The following is an 18,651-nucleotide window of genomic DNA, read 5'->3' on the forward strand; positions in this document are numbered from 1 at the left end:
TTATTTAGCCAGTCCGGCTCATAAGCAGAAGCCGGCTGAAGTTCCAGTCAAATGGATAAAAGAAATTCGGTGGTGCGGTAGTTCAGTTGGTTAGAATACCGGCCTGTCACGCCGGGGGTCGCGGGTTCGAGTCCCGTCCGCACCGCCACCTTATTTCGAAAACCCCTGAGATTTATCTCAGGGGTTTTTCTGTTTTCTTATTCTGGTGACATGATCAAATTTAAGGACACGAAAAAATTTGTTAGTGAATATTGAGTGTGAACGTCTTTACTTTTCTTATAAAAATAACTCTGCCTAGAGATAGCCGTCTATCATCGCAAAAATTCAACAGTATCGCAGTACCGCTTCGCCCATAATACCGACTACATCATCGTAGTTGTAATCGTACAGATGAGCCTTATAGCCATTGCTAAAGAAATTAACTGTCCAGAAATCAAAATTTATTGTAGATCTATGTTATCCATTTCAGTGGCTTAGAATGGGCAATGCGTACGAATGTATTATCTGAAGATGCAGAACTGAAGTCTAAATTAGCATCATTCATAATTTTAAATTAAGGAAAAAATAAATAAAAAAAGGTTATATAAAATAAATTAATTTATTTTTATATATTTAATTGGCAATATAAGCCATATTATCATATTGTTTTTTTAAATAGTTTTAATCGCCAATAATTATATATACCATAAGAATGGAATATATTAATTTATATTCTTATATCTAATTTAATATTAATATCAACATGATTCTAATTCTGCATTATTAAATGTTCTATTAATATATTGTTATACCGATATATTAAATTTTTGTACGTAATAGATTGAAATCAATAATTGACATGTCATATTAGGTGAATAGATTGTCGATATGTGATGGGGGTTAACTTGGTTAGAAGCTATGTGAGAAGAGGCCATGAAAGAAGGAGGTACGCTAAGAAAAACTCTGACCAAAAAAACTATGCAATGCGGTATGTTGCAGATCAGCCCGTAGAGAGAGTTTTACCTACATCTAAACGATTACTTGAAGACAACTCATTACCACATGGGAAACCATTACCAGCCCGCAATCATGAGCTTTGCGTTGCCATCTGGAATATTTACAAACAACAGCGTCCATCATGGCAAGAAGTTTTGGGTTCTTTGATTGAGAGCAGTCAGCTTATTTTATTGCAGGAAGCGCAAACAACGCCTGATTTACTGAAATTCGTTACAGCCAGTGGTTTAGTTGCAGATCAAGTCCCTGCATTTTCCATCCCTCAGCATCCATCTGGCGTAATGACCTTAGCATCTTCTTCTCCCGTCTATTGCTACCCATTACGTGAAAAAGAGCCGATATTGCGACTCTCAAAATCCTCACTGATTACGATTTATCCATTACCAGATGATCGTCAATTGATGGTGATAAACGTGCATGCGATCAATTTTAGCCTTGGTGTTGACGTTTACAGTCGGCAATTGAATAACATTGGTATTCATATCAATTTGCATCATGGACCCGTGATTTTTGCTGGGGATTTTAATGCGTGGAGCCGTCGGAGGTTGAAAGTATTGGTGCGATTTGCTCAGCGTATGCAATTGAAAGAAGTTTATTTTAATGATGATCACAGAACGATTGTTTTTGGCAAACCATTAGACTTTGTTTTTTATCGTGAATTGAAAGTGTTAAATGCGGCAGTCTTAACTACAATGGCTTCTGATCACAATCCATTGATTGTCAATTTCTCTTTATAAACGATGGAGGAAATGCTGAAGAAAAAAAGCGCCGGCAGCTCTAACGTACCGACACTTTTTCAAGTCTTATTGGTTAGTAGAGCGATGATTTGTTGATAATTTCTTCTTCACACAGAAGGAATAAGCTAGTGTGAGGACTAACACCCAACCTATCCCAACATATAGAGCATCCCTTGTTTGCTCAAAATAGCCGAGCAACACGATGACACCGACCATGAAAACGATCGTAATTGCAGGCGCAATTGGCCACATTGGAACGGGAAATTTTAATGACTTGATGTCTTCTGCACTCATTTGGCGGCGCATGGCAACGTGAGAAATTAAAATCATCAGCCACACCCAGACGGTTGCAAATGTTGCAACAGACGCGATAAGGATAAAAATATCATTAGGGATCAAGAAATTCAGCCATACGCCAAGTAATAGAACCATAGTCATGACAAGCACGGTCATCCACGGTACACCATTACGGGTCAGTTTCTTGAATGCTTCAGGAGCTTGTCTTTCCTGAGCCATGCCGTACATCATTCTGCCTGCACCAAAAATATCGCTGTTGATGGCTGAAATAGCGGCAGTAATCACGACGACATTTAAAATATTCGCTGCTGAATTAATTCCCAGATTGGAAAAAATCTGTACAAATGGGCTTGCATTCTGATCAATCTGATTCCATGGATAGATGCACATCAGAATACACAGCGTCAGGACATAGAAGATCAAAATACGGAATGGAACGGCATTGATTGCTTTAGGAATCGTTTTTTCTGGGTTTTTCGCTTCACTGGCAGTGATACCGATCACTTCTATGCCACCAAAAGCGAACATAACAATCGCAAATGAGGCAATCACTCCACTGATACCATTTGGCATAAAGCCGCCATGCTCCCATAAATTGGAAATACCGGTAGCATGTTCAGTTGATTGACCAAAACCGTAGATCATAATTATGATGCCGCCGATGATCATAGCAATGATGGCGGTAACTTTGACGATAGAAAGCCAGAATTCCATTTCACCGAAGATTTTTACATGGCACAGATTCAGGGAACCGATAAAACATACAATACCCAGCACCCAAATCCATTGATCGACGTGTGGGAACCATAGCCTCATATACATGCCGAATGCGGTGATATCAGCCAGACAAACAAACAGCATTTCAAGAACATAAATCCAACCGGTCAGAAAGCCGGCCAAAGGTCCCAGATAATGGCTGGCATATTGTGAAAAAGAACCGGAAACGGGATGGTGAACGGCCATTTCGCCAAGTGCTCTCATCACCATAAATACGGCAGCACCGCCGATTAAATAGGCCAGCAATACAGCAGGGCCAGCATGCTGAATCGCCGCTGCCGAGCCATAAAACAGCCCAGTGCCTATTGCAGAGCCTAAAGCCATAAAGCGAATATGCCGCACGCTCAGGCCCTGTTTAAGCTGATTTTCATTATGTTGCATTCGTTATTCCCATCTATCTTTCATGCCAAAGAGTATTTCAGGCATACAATGCTCTGTCTGGCGTCAAATACCAGCAAAAGCAACCCCGTACAATACCATAAAGATGGATGTTCGCGGGATAGATATCTGTAATAATACCCGGCAGTTTAGTAAAACCAGAGTTTTTTTATGATTTACCCAATAAATGAAATTTTTCAAACTTTGCAGGGAGAAGGCGTGTTTACCGGTGTGCCTTCGGTTTTCATCCGCTTACAGGGATGTCCGGTAGGGTGCAGTTGGTGTGATACCAAACATACGTGGGAAAAAGAGGCTGATAAACAACAGCCTATGGAAAACATCCTAGTGAAATCGCAGGATAGTGATACATGGGGAGCCGCCACTGCAAGACAAATTATTAACTTATTCATCCGTCAGGGTTATACGGCGCGCCATATCGTCATTACCGGAGGTGAACCGTGCCTGTATGATCTATGTCCCTTGACCGAAACATTGGAAAGTGAAGGCTATCAGTGTCAGATAGAAACCAGTGGTACACATGCGATCCGGTGTTCTGAAAAAACGTGGGTCACAGTTTCACCGAAAGTGAAAATGCGTGGCGGATATCAGGTATTACCTGAAGCCATGAACCGTGCGAATGAAATCAAGCATCCAGTTGGAAGGGAGCGCGATATTGAAGCATTGGATGAACTGCTGACGATGCTCGATGAAAAGGCAGATCCGGTTATTGCCTTACAGCCCATCAGTCAGAAAGAAGAAGCAACCCGCCTGTGTATTGAAACTTGCATTGCTCGTAACTGGCGTTTTTCGATGCAGACACACAAATACTTAAATATCGCCTGATGTTTCACTCAGCACCAGACTCTGGTGCTGAGTGTTCTATTCGCCACGATAGATACAACCTGCGCTACAAGTCTCTTTTACCATGACGGCACTGAGTTGGGGCAGAGTTGGTTTTAACTTTTCCCAGATCCACTTAGCTAAAACTTCGCTGGTTGGATTTTCCAGCCCAGGAATTTCATTGAGATAGTTGTGATCGAGCCGTTCCCAAATCGGCTTAAATACGGCTTTTACATCGGCAAAATCCATGATCCATCCGTTAAGAGGATCAACCTCTCCGGTAATTTCCAGACGTACCATGAATGAGTGCCCATGCAGACGCCCACATTTATGTCCTTCAGGAACATGTGGCAGGCGATGCGCCGCTTCAAATTGAAAATCTTTAAAGATGGTAGTGCTCATGATGCTTTTCTCTGATTCCAAAAGGCCGGCTATTCTACCTGAACTTTACAAGCATAACGTGATTTTTCTGGAGGAATAAAGCACAACGCTTAACAGCTTTATCGATATATGAAATCTGTAAATAAAGTTAGGCATTTTAGTTATGAGATATTGCAAACCTTTCTTTAAAATCTCATCTTATTCTGGGATAACCTTATGATTAATCCATGTATAGATTTCTATATCATGGATATTGGCTATAGCAAAGGGCACGGGATCATGACCACAAAACCACCTTCAACTGCATTATTACCGGTTTCTCCTGAACAATTATCACGTTTGCAATCTGCAATCGGTGATTTTTCTCCACATCAATTGGCGTGGTTATCGGGCTATTTCTGGGGAATGGTAAATCAAAAGCCACAAACTGAAGCCGTTACACCAGCCGTCCCTATATCGGAAACTGTCACACTGATCTCTGCCTCACAAACAGGAAATGCCCGTCGTTTAGCCGAACAGCTCAGAGACTCGTTATTGGCAGAAAAGCTAAATGTGAACTTGGTTAATGCGGGCGATTATAAATTCAAGCAAATCGCACAAGAACGGGTATTGATTATTATTGCTTCGACACAAGGTGAAGGTGAACCTGCCGAAGAAGCGGTGGCACTGTATAAATATTTGAACTCCAAAAAAGCGCCATCAATGAAAGAGACGGCTTATGCCGTATTTGGTCTGGGGGATACCTCTTATGAAAACTTCTGTCAGGCTGGGAAAGACTTTGACCATCGTCTGAATGAACTGGGTGCACAACGATTACTGGAGCGTATTGATGCCGATGTGGAATATCAAGAGCAAGCAGCACAGTGGCGTCAACAAATAACGGAAGTTTTAAAACAGCGCCTGCCAGCCCAGACACAAGCTGGCATCACTGTCAATCAAGTGGGTTCTGTCAGTGAAATCATTTCCAGCCCTTATACCAAAGACGCGCCACTGACCGCTTCGCTCCTGACCAACCAAAGAATAACGGGGCGCGGTTCAGACAAAGATGTTCGCCATATTGAAATTGATCTGGGGGATTCCGGCTTGCATTATCAGCCCGGAGATGCGCTGGGTGTCTGGTTCGAAAATGATCCTGCATTGGTGGATGAATTGATTGAATTGCTTTGGCTGACAGGATCTGAGCAGGTTAATGTGCATGGGAAATCACTGCCACTGCGTCAGGCGCTGATCAGCCATGTTGAGCTGACTCAGAATACAGGGGTAATTGTTGAAAAATATGCGGTATTGGCGAAAGAACAAAAACTTCTCGCTTTAATTGCTGACAAACAGGCATTGCAACAGTACGCACAAAAAACGCCTATTGTGGATATGGTCAGGCAAGCGGCCTTATGTCCAGAAGCCCAGCAGTTTATCGACTTACTGCGCCCCTTGACGCCGCGTCTCTATTCCATCTCCTCCTCACAGACTGAAGTTGAAAATGAAGTACACGTTACGGTTGGCGTGGTTCGCTATGAGATAGAAGGGCGTGCCCGTACGGGTGGCGCATCGGGCTGTCTGGCTGATCGATTGCAGGAAGATGACAACATCCGCATCTTTATCGAACATAACGATAACTTCCGCTTACCTGCTGATCCGCAGACACCTGTCATTATGATTGGGCCAGGTACGGGCGTTGCACCGTTTCGGGCATTTCTGCAACAGCGTGACAATCAGGGGTCTGAAGGCAAAAACTGGTTGTTCTTTGGTAATCCACATTTCGTTGAAGATTTTCTCTATCAGGTTGAATTCCAGCGCTATGCCAAAGATGGCTTGCTGACCCGCATTGACTTGGCATGGTCACGGGATCAACAACACAAAATCTATGTACAGGACAAACTGCGTGAGCAGGGAAAAGAAATCTGGCGCTGGGTTCAGGATGGTGCACATTTGTACGTCTGTGGTGATGCCAATCGTATGGCCAAAGATGTGGAGCAGGCATTGCTGGATATCATTTCACAACAGGGTGGCATGGATGCTGAACAGGCTGATGAATTCTTGAGTGAACTGCGCCTTGAGCGCCGTTATCAGAGGGATGTTTACTAACATGAGCAATGAAAAACAAGGTCCTTTGAAGGTTGAAGGTAAACTCGCTGACAGTGAACGCATGAAATTAGATAGCGACTATTTGCGGGGAACGATCAGCGAAGATTTAAAAAATGGGCTGACAGGCGGATTTGAGGGGGATAACTTTCTCCTGATCCGTTTCCACGGTATGTATCAACAGGATGACCGTGACATCAGAGCGGAGCGGACGGAGCAAAAACTTGAACCCCGTCACGCCATGATGCTGCGTTGTCGCTTGCCGGGAGGCATTATCACCCCCACTCAATGGCTGGGTATTGATCAGTTTGCGACAGAAGACACCCTATACGGCAGCATCCGGTTGACCAACCGACAAACGTTCCAGTTTCATGGCATTTTGAAAAACAACCTCAAACCCGCGCATCAGTTGCTGGCAAAAATGGGGCTGGATTCATTGGCAACGGCCAACGACGTCAACCGTAACGTACTTTGCACATCAAATCCGGTGCAGTCGGCTTTGCACCAGCAGGCTTATGAATGGGCGAAAAAAATATCGGAACACCTACTGCCACGCACGAGCGCTTATGCCGAAATCTGGCTGGATAAAGAAAAAGTAGCGACTACCGATGAAGAGCCTATTCTTGGGTCAACTTATCTGCCTAGGAAATTCAAAACATCAGTGGTTATCCCGCCGCAAAATGATGTCGATCTCCATGCCAATGACCTGAACTTCATTGCCATTGCCGAAAATGACCAATTGATCGGCTTTAACGTGCTGGTGGGTGGCGGATTAGCTATGACCCACGGTGATAAGAACACTTTTCCTCGTCTGGCGAGTGAGTTTGGCTTTATTCCACTGGAACACACATTGTCGATTGCGGAAGCCGTGGTGACAACACAGCGTGATTGGGGCAACCGGACTGAACGAAAAAATGCCAAGACCAAATATACCCTTGAACGAGTTGGTGTCGAAACCTTCAAACAGGAAGTGGAAAAACGGGCAGGAGTGCACTTTGAGGCCATTCGTCCGTATGAATTTACGGGTCGCGGGGATCAAATTGGCTGGTTGAAAGGCATTGATGATCAATGGCACCTGACTTTGTTTATTGAGAATGGTCGTCTGTTGGATTACCCCAACAAACCGATAAAAACGGGGATCGCGGAAATTGCGAAAATCCACAAAGGTGATTTCCGTCTGACGGCCAATCAAAACCTGATTGTGGCGGGAGTACCCGAAAGCGAAAAAGCACGCATTGAAGAAATCGCCCGCACACACGGCTTAATAGATAATAGCGTGACATTCCTGCGTCACCATTCCATGGCGTGCGTTTCATTTCCAACTTGCCCACTGGCGATGGCGGAAGCTGAACGTTTCTTGCCGACATTTATCGATTATGTCGATGCATTAATGGAGAAACACGGTGTTCCTGACGAACATATCGTCCTGCGTGTAACAGGCTGCCCGAATGGATGCGGCAGGGCGATGCTGGCAGAAATAGGACTGGTAGGTAAAGCTCAGGATCGCTATAACCTTCACCTCGGTGGAAACCGGGTTGGCAGCCGAATTCCTCGCATGTACAGGGAGAATATCACTTCAGCAGAGATCCTGGTGATACTGGATGAATTGATTGGTCGCTGGTCAGCGGAACGTAATACTAATGAATGCTTTGGAGATTTCCTGGTTCGTGCCGACATTATCAAACCTGTCCTGAACTCAGCCCTTGATTTTTACGACTGGCAGGAGGCGTTATGAGCCAGCTTCATTTAGCAGAATTGCTGGCATTGAACCACGGGCAGCGCACCGAAGCATTGGCTGATATCAATCAACAACTGGAATTGCTGGATGCCCGCCAGCGCGTTCGCTGGGCATTGGAACATCTATCTGGCGAATTCGTGCTTTCTTCCAGTTTTGGCATTCAGGCCGCCGTCTGCCTGCATTTGGTGACACAGGAATATCCTGATATTCCTGTGATCCTCACGGATACCGGCTATTTGTTCCCCGAAACTTACCAATTTATCGATAAGCTGACTGACAAACTGAAACTGAACTTGAAGGTTTTCCGGGCAGAACATTCTCCTGCCTGGCAGGAATCGCGTTATGGCAAATTGTGGGAACAGGGAGTGGAAGGCATTGAGCGCTATAACCAGATCAATAAAGTTGATCCGATGAACTGTGCATTGAAATCACTGCATGTACAAAGCTGGTTTGCAGGGTTACGCCGCCAGCAATCGGAAAGCCGCGCTAATTTACCTGTGCTGGCAGTTCAGCGCGATGTTTTCAAAATCCTGCCTATTGTTGATTGGGATAATCGCCGAGTGCATCAATATTTGGCGCAGCAGGGTCTTGAATACCATCCGCTATGGGAACAGGGCTACCTCTCTGTGGGGGATACCCATACAACTCAAAAGTGGCAGCCGGGCATGAGCGAAGAGCAAACCCGCTTTTTTGGCTTGAAACGGGAGTGTGGTTTGCACGAAAGTTAAGCCAATATGACGGATGACATGGATTTATATTGGGTTGCACCTCTTAAGAAAGAGGTGCGGTCTGTTCTTACCCTGAATATTTCGCGTGGTTAACTCTGTAACATACTAAAAAATTAGCTTATGCGATTCAGGAACTAATAATTCCTTTTTGTCATTTCATAACCGGATCTTAGCCTCATATATTCATTCTCTAATAATCATAATAATAAAAGATTATGAGAAGACTCTAACACTGGATGGCATGTCACCGTGGACTATTTACCCTTATTTGTTGAGTTAAAATCCCGACCCGTATTGCTGGTTGGAGGTGGAGAGGTGGCTGCTCGTAAGGCAAGCCTGTTGCTGCGCGCGGGTGCGGCGTTAACGATAGTCGCCCCTGAATTGCATTTTGAGCTGCAACAACGCTATCAAAAAGCGGAATTTGAATGGAGGCAGGGTGGGTTTCGAACAGAATATCTTGATGGCGTATTTTTGGTTATTGCGGCGACGGATGACCACGATTTGAACCAGCACATTTTTGCTGAGGCCAATGCTCGCGCTATTTTGGTCAATGTGGTGGATGATCAACCGCTTTGCTCTGCTATTTTCCCCTCAATTATTGATCGTTCCCCGATTATGGTAGCGATTTCATCCGCAGGAAAATCCCCGGTACTGACGAAATTGCTGCGAGAAAAACTGGAATCCCTACTGCCCTTTCATCTTGGCATCATGGCAGAGATTGCAGGGCGCTGGCGTGAGCGCGTGAAACAGCGCCTGACCTCCATACGCCAGCGGCGCCACTTTTGGGAAAAAGCCTTGAATGGGCGTTTTGCCACATTGGTAGCCAACGGGCAATTACAGCAGGCAGAAGCACAACTCGATGAACAATTGATCGATGAACAACGGGTCAATGAACAACTCGCGTCAGCCGGCAAACAGGGCGAATTGGCTTTGGTAGGGGCAGGGCCGGGTGATCCGGGATTGCTGACCTTAAAAGGTTTACAAGTGATTCAGCAGGCTGACGTTGTGCTTTATGACCATCTGGTCAGTGCAGAGATTCTGGAATTGGTACGCCGCGATGCAGATCAAATCTGTGTTGGTAAAAGAGCAGGAAATCACTCAGTGGCTCAGGAAGAGACCAATGCATTAATCATTAAACTGGCGCATCAGGGGAAAAAAGTGGTTCGTCTGAAAGGGGGCGATCCGTTCATTTTCGGTCGTGGTGGAGAAGAATTGCAGGTTGCCGCTGAAGCGGGGATTCCCTTTCAGGTAGTACCCGGTATTACCGCGGCGGTGGGCGCTTCTGCTTATGCCGGTATTCCACTGACACACAGAGAGCACTCCCAAAGTGTCACCTTTATTACAGGGCACTGCCGTGAAAATGGCGATGAACTGGATTGGCCTGCATTGGCGCGGGGCAATCAAACACTGGCAATTTACATGGGTATCATAAAAGCCGCCCTGATCAGCCAGAAATTGATTTCACATGGACGAGATGCCAATACCCCAGTAGCCGTGATCGGCTGCGGAACTCGTCCAGAACAGCAGGTGCTGACCGGAACCTTGTCCGAACTGGAACGGTTGGCACAGAAAGCGCCATCGCCTGCATTGCTGGTGGTGGGAGAGGTGGCTCAACTCCACCACCAGATAGCATGGTTCGGGCAACAGTCTGTTGATCAAACACAAGCCGTTGATCAGAAACAATCTGTTGCTCAAATAAGTCGCCCTGCTGTTGTTGATTTCGTATAAGGAGCGGTCAATGGACGAAAAAAAACTGACACACTTGCAGCAACTCGAAGCTGAAAGCATCCATATTATTCGCGAAGTGGCTGCCGAATTTGCCAATCCCGTTATGCTTTATTCTATTGGTAAAGATTCCTCGGTGATGCTGCATCTCGCACGCAAGGCGTTCTATCCGGGAAAATTGCCTTTTTCCTTACTGCACGTTGATACGGGATGGAAATTCCGTGAAATGTATGACTTCCGTGATCATACAGCAGAAAAATACGGCTTTGAATTGCTGGTTTATCGTAACCCACAAGGTGAAGCACTGGGAATTAACCCTTTTATCCATGGCAGTGCAAAACACACCGACATCATGAAAACGGAAGGGCTGAAACAGGCTCTGGATAAATATCGATTTGATGCGGCATTTGGTGGGGCAAGGCGTGATGAAGAAAAATCCCGGGCCAAAGAGCGCATTTACTCATTCCGTGATCGTTCCCATCGTTGGGACCCCAAGAACCAGCGTCCAGAACTCTGGCGTAACTATAACGGCCAGATCAACAAAGGGGAAAGCATCCGCGTATTCCCGTTATCCAACTGGACTGAATTGGATATCTGGCAATACATCTATCTGGAGCAGATAGACATCGTCCCTCTTTACTTCGCCAAACCCCGTCCGGTCATTCAGCGTGATGGTGCATTGATTATGGTTGACGACGCTCGTATCGATCTGAAATCAGGTGAAGTCATCAGCCAGCGAAAAGTTCGCTTCAGAACACTTGGCTGTTGGCCACTGACTGGCGCTGTGGAATCAGAAGCCGAAACGCTGCCGGAAATCATAGAAGAAATGTTGATATCGACAACCAGTGAGCGGCAGGGACGGCTTATCGACAGTGATCAGTCCGGCTCGATGGAGTTGAAAAAACGTCAGGGTTATTTTTGAGGAGGCCAGATATGCCCGCACTTGCACACAATGAAACCATCGCCAGCCAGATCAAACAGCAGGGTGGGGTGGAAGCCTACCTGCGGATACAGCAGGAAAAGGGACTACTGCGTTTTTTGACCTGCGGTAGCGTAGATGATGGCAAAAGCACATTAATTGGCCGCCTGCTGCACGATACCCGCCAAATTTATGAAGATCAGCTTGCGACATTACAAAACGACAGCAAACGGCTGGGAACACAAGGTGAGAAACTGGATCTGGCGCTATTGGTGGATGGTCTTGCCGCCGAGCGGGAACAAGGTATCACCATTGACGTGGCATACCGTTATTTCTCCACGGAAAAACGCAAATTCATCATCGCGGATACACCGGGGCATGAACAGTATACCCGTAATATGGCAACGGGAGCTTCAACCAGCGATCTCTCCATTTTACTGATCGATGCGCGAAAAGGTGTGCAGGAGCAGACACGTCGACACAGTTTTATCAGTACCCTGTTGGGCATTCGTCACTTGGTCGTGGCGGTGAATAAAATGGATCTGGTGGATTATCGACAGGATATTTATGAACAGATCAAACAGGATTATTGGGATTTCGCCGGCCAATTACCGACTGACCTGCACATTTATTTCGTACCTATCTCGGCGCTGGAGGGGGACAATATCGTCAGTCGCAGCGAAAAAATGGCATGGCATACAGGGGAAACTTTACTGGATACTCTTGAAACCGTTGATGTGAAGAAAAAAGCAATAGATCAGCCCCTGCGTTTTCCGGTGCAATATGTCAATCGCCCTGATCTCGATTTTCGCGGGTACAGTGGCACACTGTCATCGGGTATTTTACGTCAAGGCCAGCAAATCAAAGTCATGCCCTCAGGTGTGATTTCCACCGTAGAACGGATTGTAACTTTTGACGGAGATCTGCCATTTGCCGTACCTGGTGAGGCGATCACCGTCGTGCTGAAAGATGAAATTGATATCAGCCGTGGTGACCTGCTGATTGCCGTTGAAGATCATATGACCGTAGCACGTCATGCATTGGTGGATGTTGTATGGATGTCTGAGCAGCCGCTGATCCAGGGGCAAAGCTTGGATATCAAGGTTGCGGGCAAAAAAAGCCGTGGGAAAGTCGATAATGTTCAATATCAGGTGGATATCACAAACCTGACGCAAAAAGTGGCGGTTGAATTGCCACTGAACGCCATTGGGCTGGTGGAATTCTCATTTGATGAGCCACTGTTGATCGATAGTTACCCGCAAAACGCCGATACCGGCGGTATTATCCTGATTGATCGTCTGACCAATGTGACTGTCGGTGCGGGTCTGGTACGTGAAATTCAAACCGAAGTTTACGAAGAGCCGAAGGAGTACAGCGAGTTTGAATTGGAATTCAATCGATTGGTTCGCCGTCATTTTCCACACTGGGGTGCGCGTGATTTACTGGGAGGCAAATAAGTGTCTCAGATCAAGGAACACACGTTTTCCAATGTCGTTTGGCATTCACATATGTTGGACAGAAAGCAAAGGGAAGCAGTGAATGGGCATCCTGCTTTAGTCATCTGGTTTACCGGATTATCTGGCTCAGGGAAATCCACACTTGCAGGAGCACTGGAACAAGCCCTGTTTTCGCGGAGAATCAGAACCTATTTACTGGATGGGGATAATCTGCGTCATGGCTTGTGCAGCGATTTGGGGTTTTCTGAAACTGAACGACGAGAGAATATCCGGCGTATCGGAGAAGTCTCAAAATTGATGGTTGATGCTGGGCTAGTAGTCTTAACGGCGTTTATTTCTCCTCATAGAGCTGAACGGCAAAAACTACGTGAATTGATGGGGGAAGATCGATTTATTGAAGTTTTTGTGGATACGCCGTTGGCGATATGTGAAGCCCGTGATCCGAAAGGCTTGTATAAAAAAGCGCGAGCGGGGGAGCTGCTTAACTTCACGGGAATTGATTCAGCTTACGAGGCACCAGAACAGCCCGACATCTATTTAGATGGCTCACTGCCTGTTGAATCATCGATAGAAAAATTGCTTGCTGCGCTGCACAACCACGGCTTTCTGCCTATTTGATCACCATACCTACTGAGCCGTTAAGAAACACATTATTGCGAGTGGAATAATGTGTTTCTACACTCATCTCATCCAGTACTTTTCCATCACGTCTTGTGATCATGTTTTGTGATAGTGGCGTCATTCCCTCAGTTGTGGGATGATTAGCGGGTTTTTCAGGGGGAGGAGATGGGCAAACTAACGCTACTATTATTGGTTTTACTCGGCTGGTTACAGTACTCGCTGTGGTTCGGCAAAAATGGTATTCACGATTATGTGTGGGTGAAAGATGAGGTTGCCAGGCGGAATAGCGCTGATATTACCCTTAGAGCGCGCAACAACCAGCTATTTGCTGAAATTAAAGATCTGAAAAAAGGTCAAGAAGCGATTGAAGAACGTGCTCGTAATGAATTGGGTATGATTAAGCCGGGAGAATCTTTTTACCGTCTGGTGCCTGATACTTCTAAACACAATGCGCAACAATCTTTGAAAGAAAATAGTAAACAATAATCAAAATGAATAACCCAATATTTCATTCTCCTGCTGATACTTCTCTTGCTGATATTGTCGCATTGATCCCTGCTGCGGGGATCGGTAGCCGGATGAAATCAGATTGCCCAAAACAATACCTCCCGCTTGCTGGTAAAACCATTATTGAACATACATTGGCAGCATTACTTGAACATCCCCGCATACAGCGAGTCATTGTTGCGCTGAACTCTGCGGATAATCAATTCGGGCGGCTTGCGATTGCTTCTGACCCACGAATAACCACAGTGGTGGGAGGAGCGGAGCGAGCTGATTCGGTACTGGCAGGGCTGGATTATCTGGCGAGCCTGTCGACAGACAGTTCAGTTTGGGTTTTGGTACACGATGCTGCCCGCCCTTGCTTACATTGTGATGATCTCGATAATCTGCTACAGCTCATCAATAGAAGTACACCGTCTCCGGCTGTCTGTGGCGGGCTTCTGGCTGCTCCTGTCAGGGACACCATGAAGCGCATGGTGATGCCATCCGAGGAAGAACCATCCACCATTGATCATACCGTTGATCGCAGAGGCCTCTGGCATGCTCTGACCCCGCAGTTATTTCCCTTACAGCTATTACGTGATTGCCTGGCAAAAGCGCTTGCAGAACAAGCGTGTATCACGGACGAATCTTCGGCACTGGAATATTGTGGCTATCACCCTGTGCTGGTACATGGACGGGCAGACAATATAAAAGTCACTCAACCGGAAGATCTGGCATTGGCGGAGTTTTACCTCTCCCGAAAATCAAAGGAACATATCGTATGAGAATTGGACACGGTTTTGATGTGCATAAATTTGGCGGAGAAGGGCCTCTGGTCATCGGCGGTGTTCGCATTCCTTATGAACAGGGGCTGATAGCCCATTCTGATGGTGATGTGGCCCTACATGCGGCTACGGATGCTTTATTGGGTGCGGCGGCACTGGGAGATATTGGTAAACTGTTTCCAGATACCGATCCGGCCTTTAAAGGTGCAGATAGCCGTGAACTGCTGAAGGAAGCCTATCGCCGTATCCGTGAAAAAGGCTATCGGATTGGTAATCTTGACATCACCATTATTGCTCAGGCGCCGAAAATGCTGCCGCATATTCCTCAGATGCGGGTCAATCTGGCAGAAGATCTTGAATGCCATATGGATGATATTAACGTTAAGGCAACAACGACTGAAAAACTGGGATTTGTTGGCCGTAAAGAAGGTATTGCCTGCGAAGCCGTGGCTTTGCTGGTGAAGGAATAAGCATGACATTAAGTGAATTACACTGGCTTTATGGGCAGCCAGAAGCGACTGGCGTAGTCAAAGCCTCACCAGAAGATTTTATTGTTCGTGAAGATTTAGGATTTTTTCCTGATGGAGAAGGCGAACATTTAATGGTACATATCCGCAAGACAGGATGTAACACCCAGTTTGTTGCTGATCACCTTGCGCGTTTTGCCAAAATACCGGCGCGCTCTGTCAGTTACGCGGGATTAAAAGACCGTAACGCAGTCACAGAGCAGTGGTTTTGCGTGCATCTGCCAGGAAAACAAGATCCGGATTTAACTGCGTTCCAGCTGGAAGGATGTGAAGTTTTGGCCACTTCTCGCCAAAAACGCAAACTACGGATTGGCGCCTTGAAGGGTAATGATTTCACTCTTGTATTGAGGCAAATTTCTGACAGGCAATCTGTGGAAAAACGCTTGCAGCAGATTGCACAGGCAGGTGTGCCGAATTATTTTGGTGAACAGCGTTTCGGGCGGGATGGGCAAAATCTTGTTCAGGCACAGCGCTGGGCGGATAATGAAATCCAGGTCAAGGAACGCAGCCGCCGCAGTTTTTACCTTTCTGCCAGCCGCAGTGCCATGTTTAATACCATTGCTAGTCTGCGGATCGCTCAGGATACGCATCGGCAGGTATTGAACGGGGATGCCTTACAGCTAACGGGGCGCGGTAGCTGGTTTGTTGCAGATGAACTTGAACTGCCTGTATTACAGCAACGAATCATGGATGGTGAATTGCAGATAACAGCACCTTTGCCTGGCGACAAAGCGCTGGGTACTCAGTATCAGGCATTGGATTTCGAACAGCATTGCCTGTTAGATTACGCATCACTATGGTCATTGGTCAAACGTGAACGCGTGGAAAGTGTGCGCAGGGCAATCTTGGTGCAACCACTCAATCTGAACTGGGAATGGTTGGATGAGCAAACCGTCACCCTCCATTTCTCACTGCCATCAGGCAGTTTTGCAACCAGTGTCGTCAGAGAACTTATCAATCAGGATCAAAATAATGCTGCGGATATTGCTGAGTAATCTGCATCAATGATTCATTACATCTCACAATGTCTCATTAATTGTTATAATAGCAGGATAGATAAGGATTGTTAGTCTCATGATGTCTCAGCTTATCTCTTGACAGCTCACAAAAAACAGGACAACTTACAGGACAACACTATCTTGTCCGGAGTTGTCCTGTCATGCCATTAACTGATACCAAAATCAAAAATGCCAAATCAAAAGATAAGCCCTATAACTTGCCTGATGGCAATGGGCTATATCTTGAGATTAGACCTACTGGCGCTAAGTTCTGGAGATATCGTTTTTGGTTAACGCCAACTAAAGACAGTCGATACACTATTGGGGAATATCCGTATATTGGTCTGGCTGATGCCAGAAAAGAGCGCGATTGGGCAAAAGAGCAGGTAAAAAAGGGATTCAACCCAACAGAGGTTAGGAAGCAAGAAAAGTATTTGGTTGAAATTGAGAGGGAGAACACTTTCAGGTCTATCGCTTTGGAGTGGATAAGTAAAAAAGCCCCTAATTGGGAAAGCGGAACGCTTGAACAGGTAAAAATGTTCTTGGATAAAAATTGCTATCCAGCATTTGGTGATAAACCCATCAAAGAAGTTAGCGCCCATGACATCTTGAAAGTCTTGAAATCAATGGAGGCGAGAGGATCAGCTTCATCAGCGTTAAAAATTAGACAATGGTGTTCCGCCATTTTCTGTTATGCAGTGTCAACACTCAGGGCTGAATATGATCCGGCCGCAGCCTTGAAAGGTGCAATTATTCGCCCCAAGACACAGCATTCACGCTGTCTTCCTAACGAGGAAATTAAGCTCTATTTCGACAGGCTGGAAAAAGCTAGGGTCTATTCTCAAACAAAACTAGCACTGGGATTGTTGCCGTTTGTATTTGTTCGCCAAGCTGAGTTAAGGCAAGCAACTTGGGATGAGATTGACTTCGATAACCAGATATGGGTTATAAAAGCTGAACGAATGAAAATGAAACGAGCTCACAGCGTCCCTTTGACTGATCGGATGTTGGAATGCTTTAGAAAGCTCGAAGTTCTGTTTGGTGATAATGAGCAGGGATTGATTTTCCCCGGCATTAATACCCCCAGTAAGCCCATTGGAGAGAGTACATTAAACAGGGCTATTGAATATATGGGATTTGGTTCTAGGTACATAACATGCCATGACTTTCGCGCAACTGCATCAACAACCCTTTATGAAATGGGATTCAGGCGCGAAGTCATAGAAAAGCAGTTAGCGCATGCTGAACAAAATAGATCCGTTGCTGCATATAACCATGCTGAGTATCTAAATGAAAGGCGGGAGATGATGGAAGCATGGGAGAGGCATTTGTTAAGCATTGCAAGTGGTATCACTCTTTCGTGATATTTTGGCGCTAAATCCACGATCAAGAGAGTCGATATAAGGCTGCAAGTCACTCTCTTTCCATTTTGAACTGCGACCATCTTTAAGCGGTTTTGGTATTAGTCCACTTTCAATTTTTCTGTATAGGGTTGCCCTGCTGAGTGACAGAACATCACAAACTTGCTCTCTGTTTAATAACTTATCCATTCTTAATCTCCTTCCGAATAATCCGCACATAATATCCCAGCACTGATTTAGCGCTGAACCTCATGTGGTTGAGTGGTTTGAATTTGGGTGTGTATTTATCGAGAATTGCGGTCACTGCTTTGTCGTCATATTGGGGTAGGTTGTTGAGTTCTTTCAGGCACTCCCTTGCCACCTGTCGTCGTCCGTTCTCGAATTCGTTAGTCATGGGTGATGAAGTTGACTCCGTTAATAAACTCGATATTGTTTACGGGTGATTCATTGCCATATAAATGCCAGCCGTCCATTGACTCACGGGCGAATAACTCAATGCGTGGTACGTCTCCATATAATTGCTCTAGCCTGTGGTGAACCTCCCTCGGTTTTTGCGAATGCTCACCCAGGCACGAATAAACAACCTGTTTCACACTGGCGGATTGCCGTTCCAGTCCGTTGCCTCTGATAGCGATCAGTACATCCTCTGTGTTACTGCGGGTATAATTGCCGCCGTTCATCCGTGTTTCGGTGTTGAGTAATTCCATGAAATCCCAGCTATCGAGCAGCCTTTCTTCCTGAATGGCCTGATCAATCCTTTGCATCGCCAGCTTGTTCAACTTCACCCATGTAAACAGCTTCATTGTCTTAACCGTGAATCCCCA

At 45.8% G+C, this 18,651-nt stretch carries 19 protein-coding genes and 1 tRNA gene; 15 read left to right on the forward strand and 5 right to left on the reverse strand.

The features are described 5' to 3' along the window. Window positions 1–71 precede the first annotated feature (71 nt). A tRNA-Asp gene (locus PSI22_RS19330) sits at window positions 72–148 on the forward strand. Window positions 149–869: 721 nt separating this feature from the next. Further along, on the forward strand, window positions 870–1,730 hold the full coding sequence (locus PSI22_RS19335; protein WP_273581151.1) for an endonuclease/exonuclease/phosphatase family protein: 861 nt from the start codon (window positions 870–872) through the stop codon (window positions 1,728–1,730). A gap of 66 nt (window positions 1,731–1,796) precedes the next feature. On the opposite strand, the gene PSI22_RS19340 is transcribed toward PSI22_RS19335, so the two are convergent. Then, window positions 1,797–3,185, reverse strand: coding sequence for an L-histidine transporter HutT (locus PSI22_RS19340; protein ID WP_273581152.1), 1,389 nt, complete (start codon window positions 3,183–3,185; stop codon window positions 1,797–1,799). Window positions 3,186–3,353: 168 nt separating this feature from the next. Between PSI22_RS19340 and queE the strand changes: the two genes are divergently transcribed. Then, entirely contained in the window at window positions 3,354–4,025 is a 672-nt protein-coding gene (gene queE / locus PSI22_RS19345) for a 7-carboxy-7-deazaguanine synthase QueE (RefSeq protein WP_273581153.1), read from the forward strand. 36 nt (window positions 4,026–4,061) lie between these two features. Here queE and queD read toward each other — a convergent pair whose 3' ends face one another. Further along, a complete protein-coding gene (gene queD, locus PSI22_RS19350) occupies window positions 4,062–4,424 on the reverse strand; it encodes a 6-carboxytetrahydropterin synthase QueD (RefSeq protein WP_273581154.1) in 363 nt (120 codons plus the stop codon). Window positions 4,425–4,682: 258 nt separating this feature from the next. Here queD and cysJ point away from each other — a divergent pair, with 258 nt between their 5' ends. The 12 genes from cysJ to PSI22_RS19410 all read left to right on the forward strand — a co-directional run bounded on the left by cysJ (window position 4,683) and on the right by PSI22_RS19410 (window position 17,830). Continuing rightward, window positions 4,683–6,485 (forward strand): NADPH-dependent assimilatory sulfite reductase flavoprotein subunit, encoded by a 1,803-nt coding sequence (gene cysJ / locus PSI22_RS19355; RefSeq protein ID WP_273581167.1) that lies wholly within the window; start codon window positions 4,683–4,685, stop codon window positions 6,483–6,485. 1 nt (window position 6,486) lies between these two features. Then, window positions 6,487–8,217, forward strand: a complete 1,731-nt coding sequence (gene cysI / locus PSI22_RS19360) for an assimilatory sulfite reductase (NADPH) hemoprotein subunit (RefSeq protein ID WP_273581155.1) — start codon at window positions 6,487–6,489, stop codon at window positions 8,215–8,217. Continuing rightward, window positions 8,214–8,948 carry a phosphoadenylyl-sulfate reductase gene (locus PSI22_RS19365; RefSeq protein ID WP_273581156.1) on the forward strand — a complete coding sequence of 245 codons (735 nt, stop codon included), beginning with the start codon at window positions 8,214–8,216 and terminating at the stop codon, window positions 8,946–8,948. Before cysI ends, PSI22_RS19365 begins: the two co-directional genes overlap by 4 nt. 249 nt (window positions 8,949–9,197) lie before the next feature. After that, a complete protein-coding gene (gene cysG / locus PSI22_RS19370; RefSeq protein WP_273581157.1) occupies window positions 9,198–10,676 on the forward strand; it encodes a siroheme synthase CysG in 1,479 nt (492 codons plus the stop codon). A 10-nt stretch (window positions 10,677–10,686) separates the two neighbouring features. Further along, entirely contained in the window at window positions 10,687–11,595 is a 909-nt protein-coding gene (cysD, locus tag PSI22_RS19375) for a sulfate adenylyltransferase subunit CysD (protein WP_038181032.1), read from the forward strand. 11 nt (window positions 11,596–11,606) lie between these two features. Continuing rightward, window positions 11,607–13,049, forward strand: coding sequence for a sulfate adenylyltransferase subunit CysN (cysN, locus tag PSI22_RS19380; protein WP_273581158.1), 1,443 nt, complete (start codon window positions 11,607–11,609; stop codon window positions 13,047–13,049). Next, window positions 13,050–13,667, forward strand: coding sequence for an adenylyl-sulfate kinase (gene cysC, locus PSI22_RS19385; RefSeq protein WP_273581159.1), 618 nt, complete (start codon window positions 13,050–13,052; stop codon window positions 13,665–13,667). Between the two features lie 168 nt (window positions 13,668–13,835). Next, window positions 13,836–14,156 carry a cell division protein FtsB gene (gene ftsB, locus PSI22_RS19390; protein WP_038181024.1) on the forward strand — a complete coding sequence of 107 codons (321 nt, stop codon included), beginning with the start codon at window positions 13,836–13,838 and terminating at the stop codon, window positions 14,154–14,156. A 5-nt stretch (window positions 14,157–14,161) separates the two neighbouring features. After that, on the forward strand, window positions 14,162–14,941 hold the full coding sequence (ispD, locus tag PSI22_RS19395) for a 2-C-methyl-D-erythritol 4-phosphate cytidylyltransferase (RefSeq protein ID WP_273581160.1): 780 nt from the start codon (window positions 14,162–14,164) through the stop codon (window positions 14,939–14,941). Next, a complete protein-coding gene (gene ispF, locus PSI22_RS19400; RefSeq protein ID WP_273581161.1) occupies window positions 14,938–15,411 on the forward strand; it encodes a 2-C-methyl-D-erythritol 2,4-cyclodiphosphate synthase in 474 nt (157 codons plus the stop codon). The genes ispD and ispF overlap by 4 nt, the downstream gene beginning before the upstream one ends. Before the next feature lie 2 nt (window positions 15,412–15,413). Then, window positions 15,414–16,463, forward strand: coding sequence for a tRNA pseudouridine(13) synthase TruD (truD, locus tag PSI22_RS19405; protein WP_273581162.1), 1,050 nt, complete (start codon window positions 15,414–15,416; stop codon window positions 16,461–16,463). A gap of 164 nt (window positions 16,464–16,627) precedes the next feature. Further along, on the forward strand, window positions 16,628–17,830 hold the full coding sequence (locus PSI22_RS19410) for a tyrosine-type recombinase/integrase (protein WP_273581163.1): 1,203 nt from the start codon (window positions 16,628–16,630) through the stop codon (window positions 17,828–17,830). Here the strand turns inward: PSI22_RS19410 and PSI22_RS19415 are convergent. The 3 genes from PSI22_RS19415 to PSI22_RS19425 form a co-directional block, all read right to left on the reverse strand. Continuing rightward, window positions 17,798–18,016: a helix-turn-helix transcriptional regulator gene (locus PSI22_RS19415; RefSeq protein ID WP_273581164.1), complete on the reverse strand. Its 219-nt coding sequence runs from the start codon at window positions 18,014–18,016 to the stop codon at window positions 17,798–17,800. The genes PSI22_RS19410 and PSI22_RS19415 overlap by 33 nt on opposite strands. After that, complete coding sequence (locus PSI22_RS19420; RefSeq protein WP_273581165.1) at window positions 18,009–18,221, reverse strand: hypothetical protein; 213 nt, start codon at window positions 18,219–18,221, stop codon at window positions 18,009–18,011. The genes PSI22_RS19415 and PSI22_RS19420 overlap by 8 nt, the downstream gene beginning before the upstream one ends. Beyond that, the coding region (locus PSI22_RS19425) for an MT-A70 family methyltransferase (RefSeq protein ID WP_273581166.1) at window positions 18,214–18,651 on the reverse strand (438 nt) is incomplete at its 5' end. The genes PSI22_RS19425 and PSI22_RS19420, both read right to left, overlap by 8 nt.

The sequence above is a fragment of the Xenorhabdus aichiensis genome, assembly GCF_028598775.1.
In the GTDB taxonomy this organism is placed as follows: Bacteria; Pseudomonadota; Gammaproteobacteria; order Enterobacterales; family Enterobacteriaceae; genus Xenorhabdus; species Xenorhabdus bovienii.